Origin of the sequence: Clostridium fungisolvens, from assembly GCF_014193895.1 — a bacterium.
Lineage (GTDB): Bacteria > Bacillota > Clostridia > Clostridiales > Clostridiaceae > Clostridium_AR > Clostridium_AR fungisolvens.
On record NZ_BLZR01000001.1, the window covers coordinates 4,392,369 to 4,417,836 of the forward strand.

Below are 25,468 nucleotides of genomic sequence, written 5' to 3' on the forward strand. Positions count from 1 at the left end.
ATTTGGCAGGCGACATATTCTTCTTTTTTTATTCTTTAACTTATATTATTACTTAAATGTGCTCGCATAATTATGAACAGATCTCATTGAGTTATAAATTGCTAAAGAATAAAAAAGCTACCTAAAAGAACTAAATCTTCTAGATAGCCTATATTCAGTCAATTATTATCTTCTGAATCCTCTGTTGTTGTTTTGTTGCTTTCTTGCTCTTCTACAATCTGGACATCTTTGTGGTTCGTTTTCGAATCCTTTTTCTTTGTAGAATGCTTGTTCTCCTTCTGTGAAAACAAATTCTTTTGAACAATCTTTGCAAACTAAAGTCTTATCTGCCATTTGAACATTTCTCCTTTTTATTCATATATTAAGATTTAAAAATAGATTACTATACGCCTAAAAAGGTAATGTTCAATCATATTAATTAAATCTTTGTGTTTGCGACAAAAATTTATCACAACGAATACAGTATAGCATACATAGAAATATTAAGCAAGTTTTTTATTCAACAATAAATTCCATTTTATCCAGTTCATATAAATGTAATTATATTTTATTTTCTCTTTCTATTTTTAATAAAATATAAACTTATAGCTGTAATTATAAATATCATAAATAAACTAAAAAAGATTATAAAGTTTTTTGACTCAATATCTAAATTCCTTATTTTTTCGTATCCAGGTTCGCTAATATCCTTCTTAAACCTAAAGGTTCTTAAGTTCCCAAACTTATCAATAATAGCACTATCTCCTATTAGCTTTGGTGACAGCTTAGCAGAAGATAAGTATAAAAGTGATTCAGTTAGTATATTCCTGCTTGGTGATGTTAGTACTAAAAGTGAGCACTGCTTATTAAATGGTGATATATCAAATTGAAAAGTAGCTATATTACTGGCATATTCATCTTCTAAAAACAACTTTTCATTTGATAAAATTTTATTATACTCAGTGTTATATTTAAACCATAGATTTTCATTTATTTGTTTAATTATTGGGTTATCTTGAGCAGTACCATATAATATTAAGTTCATATTTTTATATTGATCATTAAACTTACTAGCCCTAACTACTTTAAAAATACCACCACTTAAACTTGTTCCATTTCCTATGTATGAGAACATATACGACAAGGATCTTATTTCATTTAAAGATAGATTATCAGGTACTACTAATGCTGTATTATTAAATTTGTTATTAACTAAATATGGACTTGGATATGTTTCAAATTTATAGGTCGATACTTCTTTTGTCGGCAAGTATAAAGTGGATATATCATTGACTACTGCCCAAGGCATTTCCATCTGTCTCTGTTCACAGTAGTAATCTTCAAGTTCTAAATCAAAAACTATATTTATCTCTATGTAATTTGTTTTACTTATGTTACTTGGTATATTTAGTTCGACAGTATCTCCGTTAGCCTTTGTTTTATCAAGTTTTTTACTTCCTATAGGAGTTCCATTTACAAAAACAGTAAGCAATGACTTAGAAAAATCAAGATTCTCTGAATACTTCGTAAAAAGAGAAATCTTTGATCCATTGCTAAGTGCCCTATTTTTAGGCAGTGAATAGGATATAGTACTACTTCTTCTAAAAGGACCCTTAATAATTATATTCCCTATACCAAGATCACTAAAAGTAATATTGCTTTTCATACTTTCATTGTTGAATTCAACTTTGGTATTGGTGTCTATTTTAAAAGTATCTGAGTAAATTTGACTTATTAAGCTATTATTCATGAGAGCTGTTACAGCCTTCAATTTTAGATTATCATCATCAGAAATAATTATTAAGCTTTTCCGAAGATCATTTTTTGAGAAAGGTGATCTAGCCTTTTTTATTAATGCAGCATTTTTATAATCAAAATTCTGTTTTTGATCATAAACATTTCTAATTTCGTTTGGTATGTTGTTATAACTTCCTATATATATTATATCCTTATCTGCTTTATCAACATTTTCAGAATACTTATTTATGTCTATCCTGTAGTCTCCACTTGTACTTAGTCCTCCAAAATATGTTGACAACATTAATGCTGCTGTCATATCAGTATCTGTATATTCATCCGGAACTAATATAATACAATTAGAGACTTTATTTTCATTTACCCTGAAAAACGGATATGGAAACTGATCAATGCTATCACTTATACCCTTCTCTTTAAAATTAATCAATATATTAGATTTACTTGATAAGGTCATCCAGTTAGCATTATTTACATCATCATCACAAGGCTTATCTGAAACTCTGCAATAAGCTTGAATAACAAACTCATTTCCACCTACCTTTATTAACTTTTTAGGTATATTAATTTTAAAGTTCTGATCCTCCATTTCTGGATTGTAACTAATTTTGCTTGAATAAAAAGGTACACCGTTTAGTAAACATGTAATTGATGCATTTTTCTCTTGATCTACAATCTGATTTATACTTAAAAATAAATTTGTATCTATGCTTTGAACATCCCACCATTTATTTATATCGAAATACATATTGTGACTTGCAAAAGTTCCTTTAAGAACAACATCATTTCCTATATCAACTCTTTTTATATTATCACTATTAGGCTCATTAGCAATATTTGTATAGTCCACCAACTGATTTTCAGCAGCATATACACTAGGCATTTTATTAATTGGACTTTGAGCACATATTACTATAAAAATCAAAGCAATTAAAAAACTCAACTTTTTATAAAACCATCCTAAGTTCATTACTGCACCTCCATTGATATAGAGTTTATAGTCTTACAGTCACCTTTCAACTTATAGAAAAAATCTATAATTCTTATTCTATTTGAAGCTTTATAACTCAAGCTTTCACCTTACTAAAATCTCTCTGTCTTATACCACTTAACTTCTCTTTTTAGTACGGTATCTTTTAAATAATTATAAAAACCAAGTGCAGCTACTACGGTCCACAACTTGCAGTAAGTAAAATACATAAGTAATATTACAAAAAAATTTTTTATATTTAATTCGCTCTTTTCTGTTGATACAGCTACTAATATGGATAGAACAAAAGCTGAATAAGCCATTACCCATAGCACCACACTATACCCACTAATATGTAAACTTACTGCACCTGTAAAACCTAAGATAAACAATCCATCAGACAATATAACAGATGATAAAAAAAAGAAATATATCATTACATAATAAAATATATCAAATCTAGTTGCACCTGCATTTTTGCTAAATAAATATCTTATATTTTTAATTACTACATATGTATTTCCTTTTGCCCACCTTGTTCTCTGCTTTATCCATACTCTTAGTGTTTCGGGTTCCTGTTCCCAAGTTACAGAAAGAGGTATAAACTTTATCTTATATCCCATTCTGTAAAGTCTAAAGCTTATCTCTGTGTCTTCTGTCACTGCTTTCGTATCCCATCCGCCCATATCCTTTATTATTTTTCTTCTTATTATAAAATTAGTGCCAGGAATAGTGCACAAATTAAACAACTGCCATCTGCCAGCCTGTGCCATCCATTGAAAGGTTATAGTCTCAATGTTTATAAATCTAGTTAGTAAATTTCTATTTTTATTTCTACATCTAAATTTACCTATGACTGCTCCAAATTCTTCTGACTGCTCTATGGTCTCCACTAAATATCTTAACGCTGTCTTCTCTGGGGTATTATCAGCATCATATATAACTATGTATTCTCCTATACTTCTTTGAAATCCAATATTTAGCGCATTAGATTTCCCTTTCCCACCATTTGTCTTATCAGTGTTTATAACGATTAAATTATTACTAGGATTTTTTAATTGTATTGACTTTAGTAGTTCTGCTGAGTTGTCGCTGGAATTATCATTTATTATTATAATTTCATATCTGTCTATAGGATACTCAAAATTCATCAAAGCTTTTACTGTTTTCTCTATAACCTTACTTTCGTTATGAGCTGGAACTATAATAGAGATATAAGGGTAATAATCTAGTTCCCTCTTCATCTTCAGCTCCAAAGTTCTTAAATAGTATCTGTAACCACCAATTACTAACACAATGTTTATAAATATAACTATCCAAATTACAGAAAGTGAATATATAAGAGCATAATCAAATACAGTCATTAATTATCACTCCATTATTTAAAATATTTTCTTCTATCAATAATTCCCCCTAAGTAAGCAATTATAGCAAATACTACACATACTACAATTGTAAAAATAAGAATCAACCTATTCACTTTGCTTATATCTAGAAGTGAACTTGTATTCTTTATTTCATTTGTTTTATCTTGCGAGTAAATTTCCTCTAGTTCAGTCCTAGATAGAAACTTTCCTTGGTATTGCAATATGTTATTTAAATAGATATTATTTTCTTTATTAATTATCTCATTTTCTTTTAATTTAACTCTTGTTTCTACTTCACATATATCGTTAAACTTCATCCCCTTATTAGTAATGCTACTTATCTTTTCTTTAAACTCTGATAAGCTATAATCTGAATTTATGGCCAATCCTATAGGATTAGTCTGTTTTTTTGCAGCTTCTAGATCACCTACGTCGAACTTCTCCATAACTTTCTTATAAGCATCAATATGTAAGTTTTCAAAATCAAGTGCATTCAAATTTTGATCTTTCTCCAATATTATAGTGTCAGAAATATTTATTATTGGCCGATACTCCTCCTTATAAATCCATCTATCTGATATACTAAATCCTATTGGATATACTTGATATTTTAAATAGTTAGTAAATGCCAATTGAGTTCTCTCCATTACTTCTTCGCCACCAGGATCTCCCATATAAAATATAGGGGCTTTCAACATTACTCTGCCCCCCTTACTTTGAGCATATCTTAGCACCTCTCCAAATCTCTTCATGGAAACAAAATCTACATTTTCATAAACAGGCATAGCTTCACAAATAAATGGGATCCCTTTGTCATATAAAAAATCTACTTTCTCTATAAATTGATTAAGGTCTATAAATGGATATACCCTATTCAAAATTAAATACTTTTCATTTTTAGGATTATTGTTATCTTTTATTTCATCAATTATTAAGTTTTTGGTTTTATAGTCATCTATACTTGGTTTAAAAATAGCTATTTTTGCTGCTCTCATGTGAATATTTTTAACTGCTTCTTTTACTTCACGGTAGTTATCAGTAAACCATAAAATATTACCATTATACAAACTTAACTTTTCACATGTACTTTTACTGTAATCATTATTTTCATTATTAATAACAATTAAATTATCATATTCATTAATATTATTCATAGTTAAATTCAACTTATTAATTTGTATATTTACAGTCTTAGATGACATTATAAGCTTTATTATATTATTTAAGTTGCTATAATCACTGGTAAAGGCTTTATAAGAATCGTACAGAATTAAAACTTTTTTTTCAGTTGCGCTACAACTATTATAAAAAAATATTATTATAAGCAAGCTTATGATACAAATACGTTTAATCTTACACATCATATTCTAGCTCCATCTCTGCTTTTTCTAAGAAATCGAAAGCATCTGAAATCTCAGCATTGTATGCATAATACCCAATTTCAACCTCTATTTTTAACTTATTAAATAAATCTTTATCGCTTATATTTATGTTTTCTAGATTTTCTTTAAATCTTTGCTTTACTATTTCTGAACCTTCACCTTCTGAAATAAGTAAAAATGCAAAAATTAGTTTATCCTTTAAGATATACTTTCTATCTTCTAATCTTAGAGACTGTTTTAGTATATTTGATACCTCAATTAATAGTTTATTGAATTGTTCCTCTGAAACTATAGCTTTAAGCTTATCTTTATACCTAAACTTAACTAACATTAATGTTAATGGGATATTGTATCTTTTACTCATACTCATATATATTGGAACTTCATTGAAAAACGCTGCAGCATTTCTTATGCCTGTAGATGCATCAATCATTACTAAAGATTGATTTTCTTTCTCTAAAACTTTTGATTCTTCCTGTAAAGTAACTATGTATCGTGATAAATTCGAAAAAATAACTGCTGTTACAGGAATAGCAACAATCCAATAATAAACATCACTCTCTATACTAACTCCATTTATGAAAGTAATATACAACTTATAACTAGAGTAGATAAAATCAATTATTAAAGTAGTAATTAGAGCTAATGTTATATTAGTATAATAACTAATCATTGCTACTATCATCACAATAGTAAACAAAATGTAGTTTTCAACATTCTCATAAAATTTAAAATATATAAACAAACTATTAATTGCGAAAAAGTAAGCTATTGAAAGAGTTACATATATATCTATTTTCTTCCTATCTTGTTCCGAACTCATAGATCTTTTGCCCTCCTTCTGTTTTAATAACCATCTACTTTAGCTTAAATAGAATAGTATCAATTAATCACTGTTTTTGGTGCTTTAATAGCCGTATAGCTGAAAAATACACCATCAGATCAAAACTTACATTAAACATAAACAAATGTTTTGAAATATCAGCATCTCCTGCACCTAGTACAGATACCAATACTTGTGATGCTCCTACTATAAAAACAAATAGAAATACTTCTTCTACTAGTTGTGCTTTCGTATCTTTTTTATTCCTGTGTAACATATAATCATTAATAGCAAAAATAAAATAGATTATTATTAGAAATATTGTAAAACCAATATTATGGGGTAAATACTTACTCTTAAAATAACTATATAATGAAAAAAAACTACTTCTTTCTCCAAAGCTTTTTCCTGCAGATTTTTCGTAGTTTCCCATTACATCTGGTTTTATGCTATATGCATTTTCAGAGGCTATACTCATAACTTTGCCAAAAGCTCTTGGATTCTTTGCATAATATTTTAATATGGATCCAAAAGAATATTTAGAGTAAAACTCATTCATTAATTTATTGTCATTGGGATCTATCACAGGCATTGATTTATAAAAAATATTTCCCGCTAATATAGAATACTGACTATTAATTCCAAACTCGCTTAGAACTTCTTCTGGATTAACTTCATTTAAAAGTACACCTCTAGTCATGGAATGGTATCTATTTATATAATCAAATGGACCTACTATGGAAAAATAAAATATAGCAGAAACTACTAGAAATGTACCAGTTAAAATCTTTATGGTTTTCTTAATGTGTTTATTATTTGTTATTATTAGTAATCTTAAGAGGACCAAACAATATAATATTCCTACTGGTGCAAGCTGCTGCTTAGATCCTATAAATATTAAAGATATAATAGAAAATAGCATTAGATATTTTGGAGTAAGCTTATCAAATGTATATATGTAAAGTAATAGCCCAATACTTAGTAAAAAGAAGCTTAGATTTACTGCTTCTCCATAAAATGAATTAAAATAAGCTATATATCCCGTATCGCAAAATATTAAAACAAATAATAAAACAGCTAAAAGTTTGTATCTCTTTAACTTTATATCCATTATTAAAGATTTAATAATGAAATAAGCTGCAAAATCCATAGTAATAACATAAAGTATCGCTAAGTATTTTATATCGAAAATATACCCGTCTTTGAGTATTTTATTTAAAAACAAAGCAATTCTTATCAGTATTGCTTGGGTTGATAAAAGCATCATACCATTTTCGTTATAGTACTTATAAATACCGTAATATCTATTAAAATATCCAAAAAAAATATCATTATCATTTTTTGAAAGATGATAAAGCCCACTTTGACTTATAATTCTATAAAAATCTCCGTTGTCTGCAACTCCAATTACAGGTTTTATAAATAAAGTAAAAGTGCATATTAATGATATTAAAATAATAGCAAAGGAAATAAAAAATGAATCGTTTAGATTAATCTTAATTTTTCTCATGTCTTCCTCTTTAAAGAATTCATATCTAGAAACTTAATTTATACTTTTTCGATAAGCTGCACTCTTATTTATTATCTGATATGTATAAGTTGGATTTTCCTAGAGAATCTTTTGTAAATATATTTAATAATTGAACTAGTAATGATACACCTTTATTATTATTCCTCTTATTTTAGTAGGCATTCCAGTCAATAAATTCCATAATCTCTGCAAAATAAAAAAGTCGCTTAAGCGACTTTTTTAGTAAGTTTTTACTCATCTAAAATTCTCAATGAATATTACACGAATGTGATAGACTAATAATTTTTATTTTCCCACAAGAAATTTATTTATCATACTATTTTAATATCCAATCCTAGAACACCAGTTATGTTATCTTTATTATCTTTTATTGGAACTGATACAGTTACACAAGGATTCTTAGTTATTGAAGATATATACTTATCTGATATATATTCTTTTCCCTCAATACTGGCTAAAAACCACTTTCTACTACGTGCATTTACTATTCCATTAGTTGGATTAGAATAAATAAACTTTCCTTTTGAATCATTTGTCCATATTGCTTCAATAAATGTATTCACAGAAAGTATCTTATCTAACATTACTTTATGCTCTCTTTTATCTAAGTTAGAAAAACTTGTTTTACTAAGTAGCTCTGCATTTACTATTTTTAAAGCCTTTTTACATATCTCATATATTAATTCTTTTGTATCATCATCTTTTGAGTCCCGTATAGTATTGTGCTCAATTGAACCTACGTATTGTAAGAGTCCTTTACTAAGCTCCTCTAGTGACATGGTTCTTCCTACTTGTTCATTTATCCCTTTATATAATAACTTAAAACCATCTTTCACTTCTTTTGAACTATTTTCTAAATATATACTCTTGTTTTTAATATCTCTTGTAAAATCATATTGCCTATTTGTAAGCTTTAAGATAATATCTATCTGCTTATCAACAGAATTTAAAGAATCATTTATCTGAGAAAGACCATATCCAATATGTTGAGAATAAGAAAATCCTGCGCTTATTAATTCTATATCTTTACTTACTATCTTTGTAACATCCTCAATGGATTTCTTTATAGAATTAATTAATTTATATATTGAACTAACAGCTTCATTACTATTCTTAGATAGCTTTTCTATCTCTGTGGCAACTACTCCAAAGCTCTTGCCAAACTCCCCTGCTTTTGCTGATTCTATAGTTGCATTTAAAGCAAGTAAATTGGTTTGTTTTGCAAATCCACTTACAGTGTTTAATATGTAATTTATCTCTTCCGAAGTATTATTAAGTTCATTAACAATACTTTTAGTTTTTGAAGATGATTCATTTACTTCTTCAACAATCTTAACTAGCGCTTCAACCACTGATAAATTTTCTTGTATACTAGTTGTAGAGTTATTATTTATATTTAGCAAATCATTTGATGCTTCAATAATCTTTTTTACCATATTTAATATTTCATTTATATCTTCAACTGTTTCTTTTACTTTCTTAGCACTATCATCATTTATACAACCTATTTTTTCTGCTTCGCGATATATATTTTGCATAAATTCATTGTTATCTACAACTGAATCAGACAATTCACCTGATACTGCAGATATCTGAGCGGAAGTTACTTCTACTTCATAATTAAATTTTGAAAGTCTGTCTATTATACCATTAGTAACTTCAACTAAATTCTTATTAGCTAATCCCCTATTATCTAATTGTATTTTCTCAGGTATACATCCTTCCTTAATATTTGTTAAAGCCCCCCTAACTTGCTCAATACTTCTTGATTGATTAATATATTTGTACATTAATACTAGGTTAAGTAATATTGAACCTAGTAATACTACTATAAGTACAATCATATTATAGCCCCCTTCATACTTTTCAAAAAATAAAACATAGGTTTAAACCATATTTACATGTATAATTATCTATACAATAAAAGGGCAAAACCTCACTATTAGTGAGGCTTCGCCCTTGAAGCTCAAACATGTATGTTTAATTTTTATATTATACAAATTGTATAACAAATCCATAAAGTTTGCCATAATAATTTGAAAGTATTTTAGTATAAATGTCCCATCTTTTCTTTTTTTGTTTTAAAATACCTTGCATTATGGAGATTTGTATCCATTATTAGTGGAACTCTCTCTACTACTTCTATTCCATGTCCTTTTAATCCAACTAACTTCTTAGGATTATTAGTCATAAGTCTTATCTTTTTAACTTTCAATTCACTAAGTATTTGAGCTCCTATTCCATAATCCCTCATATCCGCTGGGAAACCTAATGCTATATTAGCTTCTTCAGTATCCAAGCCTTCTTCTTGGAGTTTATAAGCTTTTATTTTATTTATTAAGCCTATACCCCTTCCTTCTTGTCTAAGATATAGAAGAACTCCTTTTCCTTCCTTTTCTATTGTATTTAAAGCTGCTGCCAGTTGCTCTCCACAATCACATTTCAATGAGTGGAATGCATCTCCAGTAAGGCATTCTGAGTGTACTCTTACTAAAACCTTATCCTCTTCATTTATGTCACCCTTTACCAAAGCAACATGATGTTCTCCATTCAACCTATTAACAAATCCAACCATTCTGAAATCCCCATATTCTGTTGGGAGATTAGCTTCTGCTTCCTTAGTCACATAGCATTCACGTTCTCTTCTATATGCAATCAAGTCTTCAATTGATACAATGCTTAATTGATATTTCTCAGCCAATTCCCTTATATCGTTTAAGTTTGATAAAGTACCATCCTCATTTAATATCTGTGTTAAAACTGCTGAAGGATAACTTCCTGATAATATTGCAATATCAACAGCAGCTTCTAGGTTATCAGCTCTTTTTAACACTCCCCCATTAATTGCTTTACGAGGAAATATACTTCCTGGTATCCTAAAGTTTCTTCTAGTCTCTCCTCGCTTTATTAACATTTTTATAGTTGTTGCCTTATCCTCTGCAGATACTCCACTAGAAGTACTCTCATGATCTAATGAAATAGAATACTCATCTCTGCTCTTGATACCACTTCCATCAACTAACTTAGGTAGATTCAATTCTTCAAATCTATCTTCTTTAAGAGCCACGTAGATGATTCCTGAACCATGCTTAGTCATAAAATTAATGTTTTCTTTATTAATATTGTCCGATAAAGTCAATAGAACGCCACTATTTTCTTCATTTTCATCATCAACTAATATAATTGATTTTCCATTCTTTATCTCTTCTATTGCTTCGCTAATCTTTGTAAACATATTTTCCTCCTCAATATTATTTAGGCATAGAACTTATAAAAAATGTTCTATATCTAATTCTTTTATACTCATTATTAATTAATTTAAGATTTATATTATTTTTATACGAGCTTTTGTTTAATCTATATAGCCTTTAAATATTACATCATCACCTATAATTTGGTGAGTTACTCTACTGAGCCTTATAGCATCATTCATCTTTTCTATTCCTAATCCGCCGACTGGAGTGACTGCATCTTTACCACCAATTATCTTAGGTGCTATTGCAGCATATACCTTATTTACCACTCCACTCTCAAAGGCAGATGCCAACAAGGAGCTTCCTCCTTCTATATATAATGAGTCTATATTCCTTTCGCCCAATGCCTTCACTATATCCTCAAATTGTATCTTACCTTGTTTCTCTCTCAGTTTTATCATATCGACACCATAGTTCTTTAATTCCTCTTCTTTTTCTATGGCAATATCTTCTGATGCTATTATCAACGTTCGTGTATTAGCATCAACCTTTAATATATTAGAGTTCAAAGGAATATCACCATATTTTGACACTATAACTCTTAGCGGATTTGATATGACAACACCTTCTAGCCTAGTGGTTAGCAAAGGATTATCTAGCCTTACAGTGTTTTCTCCAACCATTATGGCAGCCACCCTTTGTCTTAAATAATGTACAAATTCTAAGCTTTTCTCGCTACTTATCCATTTAGAATCGCCAGTTCTACTTGCTAGTTTGCCATCTAAAGTCATAGCCCACTTTGTAAATACAAACGGTGTTCCTGTTTTTATATAATGCGTATATATTTCATTCAATTCCTCGCATTCATCCCTTAAAACACCATACTCTACGTCTATCCCTAATGACTTAAATACTTCTTCAGCTTTTCCACCTCTACCCTCTTTAGGATTAGGTATTCCTATATATATTTTCTTTACCCCACTATTTGAAATAAAAGAAATATATTCATCATCTTCTTCATTAATTTCAGGTTCGATATTTATAAAAAGTTCACTGTCTCTAGTGTCTTCGCAGGCATCCTTTATTGCAATCATTTCTGCCTTCTCACCACCAAAATACTTATACCACCCTTGTCCTATTATTTTTTCGTTCTTAACCAATATTGCTCCAACTAGAGGGTCCGGATTTACAAAACCGCTTCCTCTATTAGCAATTTCAATAGCCTTGTTCATATATACTTCTCTCATAAATATACACATCCTTTTTACACAATGGGAAAATGGCAAAAACCTTATATCTATAAATTAACAACTCTATTATTTCCATAATCAACTTCAATATTTATAAACGTTCAATATTTAAAGATTTAGTACACTTTATTTTTCTAATTTATTATGTATAAATTTATCACAGCATCAACTGAACGTCAATATTAATTAATAATAATTATTATCTATACTTTAATCAACTACTTGTAAAACCAAATACTACCGTAATTACTCTTATAAATTAATAGTTAAGTTAGTAACTCTATACTTATCCACAAATTTAACTATAAATTGCTAAACAATAAAAAACAAATTACCATAATAAAATATTAGTCTCATAATACTTTATTATGGTAATCTAACAATATATGTGCCTATAGATAAATTTTTCTACACTAACTTAAATAACTCGCTTATTCACTGATCAGATAATTTGATTATTGAAATATTGCAATTATCATACCTATTACACAAATAGTTATCACAATTATATCAAACATAATAGAAGTTTTATCTATATTACCACTTTGGCTACTGTACTTATTCATAGCTATACTCCCTTCTATTTATTAAACTTTTATAATCCTATGATATATTAAAAAGATTAATATTATCTTACAGTAACCTTAAACTTTTCTTAAATATACATTCTAAAACCAGCCTATTTTAACCCACATCACCGATTTATAGATGAACAAAAAGAACTTTTCAACATATTATATTAAAGGATTTTACAATTTAATTTATCTTTTCATTAAAATATTTAGATATGAAATGAGGTCGTTTCCTTGAGTAAAAGTATAAGTATTAGTTTATGTATGATAGTTAAAGATGAGGAACTTACTATAGGCAGATGCTTAGATTGCATAAAAGACATAGTTGATGAAATCATAATTGTTGATACAGGTTCTACTGACAGAACAAAGGAGATAGTAAAAAAATACAACAGTACTATATATGATTTTAAATGGATTGATGACTTTTCAGCTGCAAGAAATTATGCTTTTAGTAAAGCAAATAAAGACTATATACTTTGGTTAGATGCGGATGATGTATTTTTATCAGAAGATATGAAAAAACTTAAAGAATTAAAAACCAGCTTAGACCCAAATGTTGATTCAGTTACTATGAAATATAATATAGGAATCGATGAGCACGGCAATGCGGCATCATCTTACAGACGCAATAGACTTGTCAAAAGAGCAAGGAACTTTGTGTGGAAAGGTTTCATTCACGAGTACTTAGAGGTATACGGAAATATAATCAATAGCGATATAAGCGTAACCCATCAAAAATTAAAATCCACCCCTAATAGGAACATTGAAATCTTTAGATCAAAACTAAAACAAGGCATAGAATTCACACCTAGAGATTTATTATATTATGCACATGAGCTTTATGATCATAATGAGTTTGAAGAAGCTCTATTAAACTATAACAAGTTCTTAGATGATGGATTCGGTTGGTATGAGGATAATATAAGAGTTTGTTCAAACCTTACAGATTATTATCAAGGCGAAGGCAAATTTGAAAAAGCTCGTGAATATGCTTTCAGAAGTTTCCAGTATGATTTGCCTCGAGCTGAAGCTTGCTGTAGAATTGGCTTTTCATACTTATGTGAGAATAGATTAGACCAAGCGATATTTTGGTATGAATTAGCTACTAATCTAAAGAAGCCAAATGATAGCTTAGGTTTCTTCAATGAAGCCTCTTGGACTTGGTTGCCCCACATACAACTTTGTGTTTGCTACGATAGACTTGGAGACCATAAAAAAGCTTTTGAGCATAATGAAACAGCTTATAATTACTCTCCTAATGATCATAGGGTTCTTTACAATCGGCAGTATTTTGAATCTATAGGTTTAAAGAAAAGTAACGATACGGCTGAAACACTTTGATTAGAAATCTATTTTCAAAACTCCTCTTGGTTCTGAGTGGAGAACTTGAAAATATTACTATTACATTTTTTAACAGTGAAAACTATCATATATTTCATTTTACAAATCATATTTTATATATTTACCAATGAAATCGTATTGAAAATACCATATGTATTTCTACTATTTACAAAATACATTGACAAATATATGGATATAAGAATATTATATTTTATGTAGAACAAAGGTGTTTTCGCTTATAGGCGAAAGCACCTTTTTTTATTTTTTTAAAGATTTTAGTCTAAATAAATCTTTGGCCAAAGGTTTTAATAGATATTAATTATGCATTATGTATTATCTTATTTTATAAAAGAAAAAACTTATAGCGAGGTTAATATTATGGAATATAGAATAGAAAAAGACTTAATTGGCTCAAAAGAAATTGACAATTCCAAATACTATGGTATAAATACTGTTCGTGCGTTAGAAAACTTTGACTTGCATAGCAAACCTGTAAATATAGATTTTGTAAAAGAGATAGCCTTAGTAAAAAAAGCTGCTGCTGTAACAAATATGAAACTTGGTAAATTAAGTGAACAAAAGGCAGAAGCTATAATAAAGGCAAGCGAAGAAATCATTGACGGATTTTTTGATGATCAATTTAAAGTAAGTGCTTTCCAAGGTGGTGCAGGTACTTCAGTAAATATGAATGTTAATGAAGTAATTGCCAATAGAGCTATCGAAATTATTGGTGGCAAAAAGGGAGATTATAATATAGTTCATCCTCTAAATGATGTTAATATGTCACAATCCACCAATGATGTCTGCCCTACAGCGCTAAAAATAGTTACTATAAAAAAAATTCAAAAACTTACAAATGAAATAAATAAGCTTAAAGAAGCATTTGAATTAAAAGAAGCTCAGTTTTCTCAAATCTTTCGTCTTGGTAGAACTCAACTAATGGATGCAGTACCAATGACTGTTGGACAAGGATTTGGCTCATATGCTAAAGCCTTAGAAAGAGATTTATACAGAATACGTGAAACTGAAAAAAATCTAAGAAATATAAATATTGGCGGAACAGCTATAGGCACTGGAATAAACTCAAGTGATAGATATATTTTCATAATATCAGACACTTTAAGATCACTTACTAAACTTAATATAAGAAGATGTGAATGTTCCATAGATGGTACACAAAATACAGATGTGTTCGTTGAGGTATCAAGTACCTTGAAGATTTGTGCATCAAGCTTAATCAAAATATCAAATGATCTTAGAATTTTAAATTCAGGACCAAGAGGTGGTTTTGGTGAAATCATTCTTCCTGCTCGCCAAGCAGGATCATCAATAATGCCTGGTAAAGTAAATCCAGTAATTCCTGAGATGGTAGGACAAATTTCTATGAGAGTAATTGCTAATGATACTGCTATAACAATGGCCGCATCCTCTGGCCAGTTAGAATTAAATGCATTTATTCCATTAATAGCTGAAAGTATGTTAGAATCTTTAGAACTTCTAGAAAAAGCTGCTATATTGTTTAGAGAAAAATGTATAGATGATATTTTAGTTAATGAAAAGAACTGTATTGAAAACCTGGAAAAATCAACTGCTTTAGTGACTTCTTTAGTTCCATTCATAGGTTATGACAAAGCCTGCGAACTTGCTAAAAAGGCTTTAAGAGAAGATAAATCAATTAGAGAAATTCTATATGGTGAAGACATTTATTCCAAGGAAGAAATAGATACAATGCTTGATCCCTCTCAATTAATTAAGCCATCAGAACTAAAAGATAGCATACGTGATGTTTCATAAATGGCACTGTTAAAGTACTGTGTTGAAATTAAGCATATCAATAAATAAAAAGACAAAGGATTGGATAACACCTTTGTCTTTTACTTTTATTAATAATAGCTATCTGTAATTTAGAAATTAGTAATCCTACAGATCATCAACTAAAGCACCTGCTTTTGCATAAGCTGTTGATTTTGCTTCGAAGAAATCAGTCTTAACTGAATTAGCATCAGCATATATATCTACCCATGTAGATGGATTCTTATCATATCCTTCGTATAAAGGCTTAAAGCCTATGTCATTAAGCCTTATATTGCCTAAATACTTAATATAGTCATGTATCATCTTTTTGTTTAGTCCTTGTATGCCATCTGCTATTACATAATGTCCCCAAGCTATCTCATTTTCTACACCTGTTCTAACCATCTCTCTTAGTTCTTCAACTAAATCTTCAGTAAACATCTGAGGTTCTTCTCTTTGAAGTTCTCTTATTATATTTCTAAATAACCAAAGATGGGTATTTTCATCTCTATTTATGTATCGAATTTCCTGAGCTGATCCTGGCATTTTACCATTTCTCTCTAAGTTATAGAAAAACATAAATCCAGAGTAAAAATATATTCCTTCTAAGATATAGTTTGCCATAATAGTTTTTAAGAAAGTTTTCTCATTTGGATTTTCAACAAAATTATTATATAAATCACCTATGAACTTATTACGCTCAAGAAGTATCTTATCGTCTTTCCATTGAAATAATATTTCATTTCTCTTTTCTGGTGGACATATTGTATCTAACATGTAACTATAACTTTGTGAATGTACTGCTTCTTGAAATGCTTGGATAGTTAAGCATAAATTCACTTCACTTGCTGTTATATAGTTATTTATATTTCCAAGGTTAGCTGTCTGTATTGAGTCAAGAAATATTAAAAATGATAATATTTTATCATATGCTACTCTTTCTTCACCAGTAAGCTTTGGATAATCCTTCAGATCTTGAGCTAAGTTAATTTCTTCTGGTATCCAAAAGTTGTTCATAGCCTGCCTATACCAGTCAGATACCCAAGTGTATTTCATATTATTAAAATCATTAAGATTTGTTGTATTTCCATTTACCATTCTCTTTTTTGAGATTTCAGTATCTCCATTTTCATTAAACAGAGGTTTTTTATTGATAGCCATACTTTATTCCTCCTTAATACATATGCACCTTTTTAGTTTATGTTTGATCACTGTGCCGAAATTAAGCTGAGCAGCTCTCACAATCACTTACTGTTAGGGATTTGGACCTAACATAATATATACTCTTAACACCTGATTTACAAGCATCTATATAAAGGTTCATTATCTGTCTCATGGTGTAATTAGTTGTTATATAAAGATTAAAGGACTGTCCCTGATCAATATGTCTTTGTCTTACTCCATTAAGCTTAACACACCATGCCTGATCGATATTATACGCTGAATTGTAGTACCAATAGTTATCTTCTGAAAGATTTGGTGCTATCTTTGGGGTTATACTACCCTTTTTCTCTTCCATCCAGAATCTAGACATAACCGGATCTATTCCCTCTGATGTTCCCGCAATAGTCGCAGTTGATCCGTTTGGTGCTACAGCTAGTAAATATCCATTTCTCATGCCATGCTTCTTTATATCTTCTGATAATTCTACCCATTCTTGTGATTCATAATTTCTAATTCTAAAGTAATCACCAGTTTCCCAATCAGAACCTTCAAAGTGTGGATATGTTCCTTTTTCTTTAGCTATGTTCATTGAAGCCTTTACTGCATAATAATTTATCTTTTCATAAACCTTATCAGCAAACTCTATATGATAATCACTAGTCCAGGACACCTTATTGTTCGCAAGCATATGATGATAGCCGCTTGTTCCTAGCCCTATAGCTCTATATTTTTTGTTTGTAATCTCAGCAAAAGGAACTGAATAGTAGTTTAAGTCTATAACATTATCCATAGCTCTTATTTGAGTTTCTACAATGTATTCAAGCTCTTCATCATTAGTAACATCAACATTTCCTAACACTACTGAAGATAAATTACAAACAACAAAATCACCTGCCTTAGTCCTCTCAATTACTATTTTATCTCCATTAACATCTGTTATTTCTTCCTGAAGGATATCCATAGCACTCATATTTTGCATTATTTCAGTACACAGGTTAGATGAATATATCATTCCTTTATGCTTGTTTGGATTCATCATATTAGCAGCATCTCTATAAAATGCAAATGGAGTTCCTGTTTCTGCTGCACTCTTTATTATAAGTCTGACAATATCTTTTATAGACATTATCTTCTTTTCAATTCTTTCATCATTGACACAGTCCCAATATCTCTCCTCCCAGGCCTCGCCATAGAAGTCTTCTAGAGAATATCCTTTTACTGTTCGTATTTCATGCGGACACATTAAATACCAATTAGTATCTATCTTTTCTTCTGCTAGTTTCCAAAATAAATTTGGGTAGCATATACCAGGAAACACATCATGAGCCTTTTTTCTGTCATCTCCATTATTAGTCTTTAGTTGTAAAAATTCAGGTAAATCTTTATGCCACGCATCTAGCCAAATAGAGACACTCCCATTTCTAACACCAAGTTGATCAACAGCTATGGCTGTATCATTATAAAGCTTCACCCAAGGTATAACCCCTCCTGAAGCACCTTTAAACCCTCTTATTGCCGAGCCTAGAGCTCTTACCTTACCAAAGTATATTCCCATTCCTCCACCAAATTTTGATACCTCTGCAAAGTTATCTAGGGATTTATATATACCTTTCAAACTATCCTCTACTGTATCGATAAAGCAAGAACTTAATTGATAAAATGGCTTTCTGGCATTTGACATTGTTGGAGTAGCCATTGTTGCTTTTAATGAACTAAGTACATCATAAAATCTTTTAGCCCAATAAACTCTTTTATCATCTTTTTCTGGTATTGCTAAATGCATAGCTATTCCCATAAACATCTGCTGTGGTAATTCAAGTGGCTTTCTGTTGAAGTCTTGAATTAGATACCTTTTAGCAAGCAAACTTATACCACTGTATGTAAATAAAAGGTCTCTCTTTTGATCCATATATTTTTCTAATTCGTCTATGTTTTCTCTTGAGTAGTTTTCTAAAATATATTTTCCATAAAGCCCTTTTTCAGTAAGTTCAGAAACAAAATCATAAAAGTTTTTATAAGGATCTGAATCTTTATCAATTCCTCTGTTAGCTCTTACTTCATCATATAGTCTTACTATATATAACTTAGCTGCTCCATTAAGCCATTTTGGTTCATCTTCAGTCGTAAGTTCTAGGCAAACTTGTATTGCTGAATTTATCATATCGTTATAACTCATGTTTTCTCTTATTATACGTTCTAATGAATCTACAAGTTTTTTATTTGAATATACCTCTTTATCCCCATTAATAGCACTTAGCGCTATATCACACAATTCCGATAGATTTTTCATAGCATTTCTCCTCCCACAATATATAGTATGTTTATTAACATTCTATTCTCAATAACACAATATATTGTCTTATATATTATAATAACCAAATAATTAATTTGTAAAATTGCTTTTCTCCCAAAATAGCTAAAATAATATACCTTTATTGTATACATTTCATTTTTTCTTCTTTTTCCTTACTAAACCATTTTTGCATATCTAACTTTTCGAAAAAATTTTCCCAATATAATCCATAAATAACCCTATAGTCTTTGCCTTGTCTTTCATAGCTACAAAACTGGATTATTCCTTATCATATATAATGAAAAAGTTGTTGAAGCGACCTACTTCAACAACTTAATTAAGGTTATTTTATTTGATGTTCCCACTGATCTTCTTTAAATCCAATTAAAACTACATCGTCTTTTAACAATATCGGCCTTTTCACAAGCATTCCATCTGAAGCTAAAATCTCAATAAGCTCTTCGTTTGATGCTGTCTTTACTTTATCTTTAAGATTAAGTTCCTTATAGAGTCTCCCACTAGTATTAAAAAACTTACTTACCGGTAATCCACTCTTTTCTATCCATAGGCTTAATTCTTCCTTTTTAGGATTATCTTCATTAATAATTCTTTCACTGAACTCTATATTATTATCTTGAAGCCACTTTTTGGCTTTTCTACATGTACTACACTTTGGATATTGTATAAATGTAACTGGCATCTTAATTTCCTCCTAATAAATATATCTGTTTTCCGTTGGCATTTGTTTATAAACTATATTAAAATAACCTAATAAAAAAGTAAAGATACTTATCCACTGTTTACTATACATCTTAAAATTCTCTTAAGTTTTACTGTTAATAGAGAATTTTTTGGAATTTAATGGTACAATGTATACGTGTTCTTATATCTACAGATGTACTAATTCAATATTATGTCATATTTAATAAGCATCACTTAGGATAATTCATTTAAATATGAGATTTTATTCTAAAGTATTAAGTCATTATTTCAAGGAGGAATAGTATGTTAGAAGTGATAAACTTAACAAAAAAATATAATAAGCTAGAAGCGGCTAAGAATATAAACTTTACGATAAATAAAGGGGAAATAGCAGTATTAGTTGGACCTAATGGCGCCGGTAAGTCCACTACCTTAAAATCAATTGCCGGCTTATTAAAATATGAAGGTGAAATAAAAATATGTGGTAAAGTTAACAAGTCAGTTGAAGGCAAACGCCTTTTTGGATATGTTCCTGAACTACCATCTCTCTATCCCCTACTAACTGTTGAAGAACATATTCATTTCATGGCTAAAGCTTATGGAATAAGAAATTACGATGCAAAGGCTGAAGAATTGCTTAGAACCTTTGATATGTTTGATAAAAAAGAAAAGCTTGCCCAAGAATTGTCCAAGGGTATGCAACAAAAGGTAAGCATAATTTGTGCTTTAATCACAAATCCTTCTGTAATACTGTTCGATGAACCTATGATTGGTTTAGATCCAAAAGCTATAAAAGAATTAAAGAATTTAATCTCCCACCTTAGGAATGATGGAGTATCAATTCTAATAAGTACTCATCTGCTTGATAGCATGGAAGAGTTATGGGATAGAATACTGATAATGAAAGATGGAGAAATAGTAATATCCAAGAGTAAAAGTGAACTTAATGAATCTAATGAATCTCTAGAAGATATCTTCTTTGAATTCACGGAGAAAAAATAATATGTCTCCTCTTTTATATATATTAAGAAGAAGCCTTATTAATAATATAAAGCTTATAAAAAGAAAACCTTCAAAATTAATACCAATTTTATTTTATGCACTTTTACTTGGTTATTGCGTTGTTGCACCTTTTATATCAAAGAATTCAAATATGAAAAACACTCCGTCTGCTTACTTTATAGGAATATCAACTCTAGTTACTATAATATTTATGATTACTACAGTATATTTTGGAGCTCAGAAAAGAAATTCATCATTTCTTATGAGTGATGTGAATTTTGCTTTTACTTCTCCGTTGAGTCCACAAAATATACTTATGTATGGATTCATTAAAGAGATACAAACTACTTTTATTACATCTTTATTTATCTTATTTCAAATACCAAATTTAATTAATTGGTTTAGATTTGCCCCTTTAGGTGTAATAGTATTACTATTGACATATATAATATTTTTCATAATCTTATCATTTACTTCAGTATTGATCTATAGTATATGCTCTAAAAGAACTTATTTGAAAAATATATTACAAATAGTAGCAGAAGTTTTTGCTGTTGTTTTAGTACTTTACACAGCTTATAACGGCTATAATCACAGAAATAACTTATTAGTATATCTTACATCAATGTATAGTAATCATAACTTAGACTATATTCCTGTAATCGGCTGGGTCAAAGCTATTATAGGTCAATGCTTCACTGGTTTAAACTATTCATTATTTATTTATTTAGGTTTATTACTATCAGTACTAATTGTGATTGTATTGATACTTTATAATCTGAACTTAGATTTCTATGAAGATGTATTAGATAAATCTGAATTAAACGAAACTATGAAAAATATAAAAACTAAGCAAATAAAATCTGCAGATTTTATGCTTGAGGGTAAGAGAAAAAGGAAAACCAGAAAAGTCACTTATAAATACGATAGTATGTTTGGAGAAGCTATCTTCAGAAAGCATTTATTAGAATATAGAAAGACAGGTTTTGGCCTTGTTAATATGTATACAGGTGCCTTACTTCTAGGCGCAATAGGATATGGATTATTCTTTCCTATAAAGGATATAACTATATTCCTATACTTCACTATATATATGGGTTGCATATCTAACTTTGCTTCTAAGTTTAACTTCGAGATCGTAAAACCCTATATATTTTTAATACCAGATAATGATGATAAAAAAATATTCTGGGCCACATTATCTTCAGTATTAAAATACGTCTCAGATGGCGCTATAGTCTTCTTAACCTTAGCAATAATAATAAAAGCTAATCCGCTTGATGCAATACTTTGCATGCTTGTATATATATCATTTGGATTTGTATTCACTTACGGAGCAGTACTTAATTTAAGATTATTTGGTGGTATAAATTCCGATGCAATTAAAGGCCTTTTAATGTTTTTCTCGATAATACTTTATGTTCTTCCTGGCATAATAGGCGCTGCTATCATTGCAAATGAATTATCATTTTTAGGTCATTATGCAATATACTTTGCATTTCTTATCTGGAACTTGTTTGCATCAGTAGTTATACTCCAATTATCAAAGGGAATTCTGAATCATATAGAATTAGATTAAATTATATATATTACTTTCTAAATATTAGTATTGTATGGTTATATATTTAAAAATGAATACTTATTTTATGATTATATCGTCTCGTAATAAATTTTATACTTTTAAATTCTCTCACCAGAACCTATGAGAGTTTTAAAAATAGACTTCGGATCGAAGTGATACATCTTTAATAGTATTCAAAATAAAAATACAGGCTATAAATTTTCATAATTTATAGCCTGTATTTTTTATTATCTTTATATTAAGCGCCATCTTGTACACATTAGTATTTGATTATGGTTTCTCTTATATCTCCCCATTTTAATGCATCAGCAATGCCTTGTTCTATAGACATTTGTGCTTGCCATCCAAGTAACTTTTTAGCTCTATCAGCGTTGGCATAAGCTCCTGGTACATCTCCAGGTCTAGGCATCGCTTCTTCTTTATTTATTTCTTTACCATACACGTTCTCGAAGGCTTTAACTAGTTCCTTTACTGTAACCCCATTGCCACTTCCAAGATTTATAACTAGATAGTTATCTTTAGCAGTTGAGTCCTTAAAAGCCTCTTCAAATCTTTCAACAGCTTTAACATGTGCAAGTGCAAGATCCCAAACATGAACAAAATCTCTAATTCCTGATCCATCTCTTGTATCCCAATTAACACCTGTTATTTTAAATACAGGATCATTTCCAAGGGCAACATCAACTAACTTTCCTAATACATGACTCGGAAATTGAACATGTACCCCTGAACGCATTTTAGGATCTGCTCCTATTGGATTAAAGTATCTTAACGCTATACCCTTCATCCCATATGCCGAGCAGAAGTCTTTTAGTATCATTTCCATCATATATTTTGTCCTAGCATATGGACTTCTTGCATTAAGTGATGCTTCTTCGGTAACCATGAAGTTCGGCACATCATCATATATTGATGCTGATGAGCTAAACACTACATTTTTACAGCCTAATCTATTTAATGTATGAAATAATTCTAATGATTTACCTACATTTTCTCTATAATATTCATAAGGACTTTCTACAGATTCAGGAACAACAATTAATGCTGCACAATGTATTGTATACTGAATACCTGGATGCTCAGAGAATATCTTCTCTAAGAGATCTTTATCAGCTATATCTCCTTGATAAAATATCTTTCCTTTTGTAAATTCTTTTCTTCCTGTTACTAATGAGTCTAATATTATGGGTTCATGTCCATTATCAATAAGTGCAGAGCATATTGTACTACCTATGTATCCTGCTCCACCTGTCACTAATACTTTCATAAATTATCCCCTCCTACATATTCTATTTTAATTTATTACTATATTGTAGTGCATTACAATAATGTTACAAACTGCTATGCACATAATCTCTTTTGTAAATTAATTTTGAATCAATTTCCAAAATGTACATATTACTCTAAACTTCTTTACTTTGATTTAATAGTTTGATTTTCAATAGTAACTTTACTATCAGTATGCTTACTATTTGTAATTCCTTCTTTTATGAAAATCCCTATACTAAGAAATACTAATATTATTAGTAATATAATTTTAGTTTTCATACTTCCAGGAAGCTTAATTCTCATTTTATATTCCTCTATTCAACTAAATATTTTTAATTACTCAATCTATATTCTATATCACAGTATAAATATTGTCTATTAATGCATAAATTAATCATAATTAATTTATTTAAATTTACGTATACATTAATACATAATATTGTATACTAGGCTTTATAAGGAATAATGAAGAATTTATAGCATTTTTTATTAAACCATGAATAAAAACTTGTAATTTGCTTTTAGGGGTTATTCTCCTTTTTACATAATACTGTTATTCTTATATAATTTTCATGTAAAACATTTATCTTTTAGTGAGAGGATTTCAAAATGGACTACATAAGAACTCGAAAATCTTACATACTTGATATTTTAATAATAGTAACAGGCTGCTTTATATCATCCTTGGGTATAAACATATTTTTAACCCATGCAAAGCTTCTTAGTGGTGGAGCTACTGGCGTAGCGCTAATCATTCAATATTTAAAAGGCTTTAAAGCAGGTTTTTCTGTATTCTTAATAAACTTACCTTTATTTATAATTAGTTATATTAAGCTAGATAAAAAATTTACAATGTATTCTGCATTAGGAATGGTATCTTTATCTGTATCACTTATAATTACCTCTCCTTTTTCTAGAATTATAGTGCTTGATGATATTCTACTTTATTGTATATATGGTGGGGTATTATGCGGAATTGGATATGGATTAGTATTTTCAAGAAACGGCTCCACTGGAGGCACAGATATAATTACAATGCTAATCAGAAAAAAATATTCAAATTTTAATATAGGAAAATTAGGTTTTACACTTAACTTAGTCATAGTTGCTGTAGGTGCTTTCTTCTTCGGTATTCCTAAAGCATTATATACTCTAATCTCTATGTTCATTCAAAGTTATGTATTAGATGTTATGGTAAGAGGCTTATCAAGAAAAAACTTGCTTCTTATACTTACTGAAAGAGAAGAAGACGTAATAAATTATATAATTAACGATTTACACAGAGGAGTCACATCGTTATTCGCTGAAGGTGAATACACTCATGATAAAAAGAAAATGCTTTATTGTATTGTGACCACAAGACAGATGATAGAACTAAAAAATACAATTCATTTAGTAGATCCTAAGGCTTTCCTAACGATAATCGATATATCAGAAGTTAGAGGAAAAGGATTTAAAAACATATAGCTAATAAAGGGAATTTCTATAATCAAAT

The 25,468-nt window shown here is 29.3% G+C and carries 19 protein-coding genes; 5 read left to right on the forward strand and 14 right to left on the reverse strand.

Annotated elements, in window-relative coordinates:
• Window positions 1-165 precede the first annotated feature (165 nt).
• The 9 genes from bsdtw1_RS19385 to ribD all read right to left on the reverse strand — a co-directional run bounded on the left by bsdtw1_RS19385 (window position 166) and on the right by ribD (window position 12,248).
• Window positions 166-333 carry a zinc-ribbon domain-containing protein gene (locus tag bsdtw1_RS19385; protein WP_183279162.1) on the reverse strand — a complete coding sequence of 56 codons (168 nt, stop codon included), beginning with the start codon at window positions 331-333 and terminating at the stop codon, window positions 166-168.
• A 214-nt stretch (window positions 334-547) separates the two neighbouring features.
• On the reverse strand, window positions 548-2,704 hold the full coding sequence (locus bsdtw1_RS19390) for a cellulose biosynthesis cyclic di-GMP-binding regulatory protein BcsB (protein ID WP_183279163.1): 2,157 nt from the start codon (window positions 2,702-2,704) through the stop codon (window positions 548-550).
• A gap of 113 nt (window positions 2,705-2,817) precedes the next feature.
• A complete protein-coding gene (locus bsdtw1_RS19395) occupies window positions 2,818-4,068 on the reverse strand; it encodes a glycosyltransferase family 2 protein (protein WP_183279164.1) in 1,251 nt (416 codons plus the stop codon).
• 14 nt (window positions 4,069-4,082) lie between these two features.
• Window positions 4,083-5,435: a hypothetical protein gene (locus bsdtw1_RS19400; protein ID WP_183279165.1), complete on the reverse strand. Its 1,353-nt coding sequence runs from the start codon at window positions 5,433-5,435 to the stop codon at window positions 4,083-4,085.
• Window positions 5,425-6,276: a GGDEF domain-containing protein gene (locus bsdtw1_RS19405; protein WP_183279166.1), complete on the reverse strand. Its 852-nt coding sequence runs from the start codon at window positions 6,274-6,276 to the stop codon at window positions 5,425-5,427. The genes bsdtw1_RS19400 and bsdtw1_RS19405 overlap by 11 nt, the downstream gene beginning before the upstream one ends.
• A 67-nt stretch (window positions 6,277-6,343) precedes the next feature.
• A complete protein-coding gene (locus bsdtw1_RS19410; protein WP_183279167.1) occupies window positions 6,344-7,786 on the reverse strand; it encodes a YfdI family membrane protein in 1,443 nt (480 codons plus the stop codon).
• Between the two features lie 332 nt (window positions 7,787-8,118).
• Window positions 8,119-9,651: a methyl-accepting chemotaxis protein gene (locus tag bsdtw1_RS19415; protein ID WP_183279168.1), complete on the reverse strand. Its 1,533-nt coding sequence runs from the start codon at window positions 9,649-9,651 to the stop codon at window positions 8,119-8,121.
• Window positions 9,652-9,854: 203 nt separating this feature from the next.
• Window positions 9,855-11,042 (reverse strand): GTP cyclohydrolase II, encoded by a 1,188-nt coding sequence (ribA, locus tag bsdtw1_RS19420; protein ID WP_183279169.1) that lies wholly within the window; start codon window positions 11,040-11,042, stop codon window positions 9,855-9,857.
• A 117-nt stretch (window positions 11,043-11,159) separates the two neighbouring features.
• Window positions 11,160-12,248, reverse strand: coding sequence for a bifunctional diaminohydroxyphosphoribosylaminopyrimidine deaminase/5-amino-6-(5-phosphoribosylamino)uracil reductase RibD (gene ribD / locus bsdtw1_RS19425; RefSeq protein WP_183279170.1), 1,089 nt, complete (start codon window positions 12,246-12,248; stop codon window positions 11,160-11,162).
• Between the two features lie 839 nt (window positions 12,249-13,087).
• On the opposite strand from ribD, the gene bsdtw1_RS19430 reads away from it, so the two are divergent.
• Together bsdtw1_RS19430 and bsdtw1_RS19435 are read left to right on the forward strand one after the other, a co-directional pair.
• Window positions 13,088-14,167 carry a glycosyltransferase gene (locus bsdtw1_RS19430; protein ID WP_183279855.1) on the forward strand — a complete coding sequence of 360 codons (1,080 nt, stop codon included), beginning with the start codon at window positions 13,088-13,090 and terminating at the stop codon, window positions 14,165-14,167.
• Window positions 14,168-14,545: 378 nt separating this feature from the next.
• The gene (locus bsdtw1_RS19435) at window positions 14,546-15,961 is read left to right on the forward strand and encodes an aspartate ammonia-lyase (protein WP_183279171.1); all 1,416 of its coding nucleotides are present in this window, start codon (window positions 14,546-14,548) and stop codon (window positions 15,959-15,961) included.
• A 126-nt stretch (window positions 15,962-16,087) separates the two neighbouring features.
• On the opposite strand, the gene bsdtw1_RS19440 is transcribed toward bsdtw1_RS19435, so the two are convergent.
• The 3 genes from bsdtw1_RS19440 to bsdtw1_RS19450 form a co-directional block, all read right to left on the reverse strand.
• Complete coding sequence (locus tag bsdtw1_RS19440) at window positions 16,088-17,122, reverse strand: ribonucleotide-diphosphate reductase subunit beta (protein WP_183279172.1); 1,035 nt, start codon at window positions 17,120-17,122, stop codon at window positions 16,088-16,090.
• A 61-nt stretch (window positions 17,123-17,183) separates the two neighbouring features.
• Complete coding sequence (locus bsdtw1_RS19445; protein ID WP_183279173.1) at window positions 17,184-19,415, reverse strand: ribonucleoside-diphosphate reductase subunit alpha; 2,232 nt, start codon at window positions 19,413-19,415, stop codon at window positions 17,184-17,186.
• Window positions 19,416-19,761: 346 nt separating this feature from the next.
• Window positions 19,762-20,118, reverse strand: a complete 357-nt coding sequence (locus bsdtw1_RS19450) for an arsenate reductase family protein (protein ID WP_183279174.1) — start codon at window positions 20,116-20,118, stop codon at window positions 19,762-19,764.
• Between the two features lie 305 nt (window positions 20,119-20,423).
• Between bsdtw1_RS19450 and bsdtw1_RS19455 the strand changes: the two genes are divergently transcribed.
• Both bsdtw1_RS19455 and bsdtw1_RS19460 read left to right on the forward strand, forming a co-directional pair.
• A complete protein-coding gene (locus tag bsdtw1_RS19455; protein ID WP_183279175.1) occupies window positions 20,424-21,122 on the forward strand; it encodes an ABC transporter ATP-binding protein in 699 nt (232 codons plus the stop codon).
• A 1-nt stretch (window position 21,123) separates the two neighbouring features.
• A complete protein-coding gene (locus bsdtw1_RS19460) occupies window positions 21,124-22,701 on the forward strand; it encodes a putative ABC exporter domain-containing protein (protein WP_183279176.1) in 1,578 nt (525 codons plus the stop codon).
• A 262-nt stretch (window positions 22,702-22,963) separates the two neighbouring features.
• On the opposite strand, the gene galE is transcribed toward bsdtw1_RS19460, so the two are convergent.
• Window positions 22,964-23,971, reverse strand: a complete 1,008-nt coding sequence (galE, locus tag bsdtw1_RS19465) for a UDP-glucose 4-epimerase GalE (RefSeq protein ID WP_183279177.1) — start codon at window positions 23,969-23,971, stop codon at window positions 22,964-22,966.
• A gap of 146 nt (window positions 23,972-24,117) precedes the next feature.
• The gene (locus bsdtw1_RS19470) at window positions 24,118-24,276 is read right to left on the reverse strand and encodes a hypothetical protein (protein WP_183279178.1); all 159 of its coding nucleotides are present in this window, start codon (window positions 24,274-24,276) and stop codon (window positions 24,118-24,120) included.
• Between the two features lie 306 nt (window positions 24,277-24,582).
• On the opposite strand from bsdtw1_RS19470, the gene bsdtw1_RS19475 reads away from it, so the two are divergent.
• Window positions 24,583-25,440: a YitT family protein gene (locus bsdtw1_RS19475; RefSeq protein WP_183279179.1), complete on the forward strand. Its 858-nt coding sequence runs from the start codon at window positions 24,583-24,585 to the stop codon at window positions 25,438-25,440.
• Window positions 25,441-25,468 lie beyond the last annotated feature (28 nt).

Coding starts and splice junctions, on each gene's coding strand:
- bsdtw1_RS19385 (WP_183279162.1), bottom strand. CDS start 333: ATGGCAGATAAGACTTTAGTTTGCAAAGATTGTTCAAAAGAATTTGTT.
- bsdtw1_RS19390 (WP_183279163.1), bottom strand. CDS start 2,704: ATGAACTTAGGATGGTTTTATAAAAAGTTGAGTTTTTTAATTGCTTTG.
- bsdtw1_RS19395 (WP_183279164.1), bottom strand. CDS start 4,068: ATGACTGTATTTGATTATGCTCTTATATATTCACTTTCTGTAATTTGG.
- bsdtw1_RS19400 (WP_183279165.1), bottom strand. CDS start 5,435: ATGATGTGTAAGATTAAACGTATTTGTATCATAAGCTTGCTTATAATA.
- bsdtw1_RS19405 (WP_183279166.1), bottom strand. CDS start 6,276: ATGAGTTCGGAACAAGATAGGAAGAAAATAGATATATATGTAACTCTT.
- bsdtw1_RS19410 (WP_183279167.1), bottom strand. CDS start 7,786: ATGAGAAAAATTAAGATTAATCTAAACGATTCATTTTTTATTTCCTTT.
- bsdtw1_RS19415 (WP_183279168.1), bottom strand. CDS start 9,651: ATGATTGTACTTATAGTAGTATTACTAGGTTCAATATTACTTAACCTA.
- ribA (WP_183279169.1), bottom strand. CDS start 11,042: ATGTTTACAAAGATTAGCGAAGCAATAGAAGAGATAAAGAATGGAAAA.
- ribD (WP_183279170.1), bottom strand. CDS start 12,248: ATGAGAGAAGTATATATGAACAAGGCTATTGAAATTGCTAATAGAGGA.
- bsdtw1_RS19430 (WP_183279855.1), top strand. CDS start 13,088: ATGATAGTTAAAGATGAGGAACTTACTATAGGCAGATGCTTAGATTGC.
- bsdtw1_RS19435 (WP_183279171.1), top strand. CDS start 14,546: ATGGAATATAGAATAGAAAAAGACTTAATTGGCTCAAAAGAAATTGAC.
- bsdtw1_RS19440 (WP_183279172.1), bottom strand. CDS start 17,122: ATGGCTATCAATAAAAAACCTCTGTTTAATGAAAATGGAGATACTGAA.
- bsdtw1_RS19445 (WP_183279173.1), bottom strand. CDS start 19,415: ATGAAAAATCTATCGGAATTGTGTGATATAGCGCTAAGTGCTATTAAT.
- bsdtw1_RS19450 (WP_183279174.1), bottom strand. CDS start 20,118: ATGCCAGTTACATTTATACAATATCCAAAGTGTAGTACATGTAGAAAA.
- bsdtw1_RS19455 (WP_183279175.1), top strand. CDS start 20,424: ATGTTAGAAGTGATAAACTTAACAAAAAAATATAATAAGCTAGAAGCG.
- bsdtw1_RS19460 (WP_183279176.1), top strand. CDS start 21,124: ATGTCTCCTCTTTTATATATATTAAGAAGAAGCCTTATTAATAATATA.
- galE (WP_183279177.1), bottom strand. CDS start 23,971: ATGAAAGTATTAGTGACAGGTGGAGCAGGATACATAGGTAGTACAATA.
- bsdtw1_RS19470 (WP_183279178.1), bottom strand. CDS start 24,276: ATGAGAATTAAGCTTCCTGGAAGTATGAAAACTAAAATTATATTACTA.
- bsdtw1_RS19475 (WP_183279179.1), top strand. CDS start 24,583: ATGGACTACATAAGAACTCGAAAATCTTACATACTTGATATTTTAATA.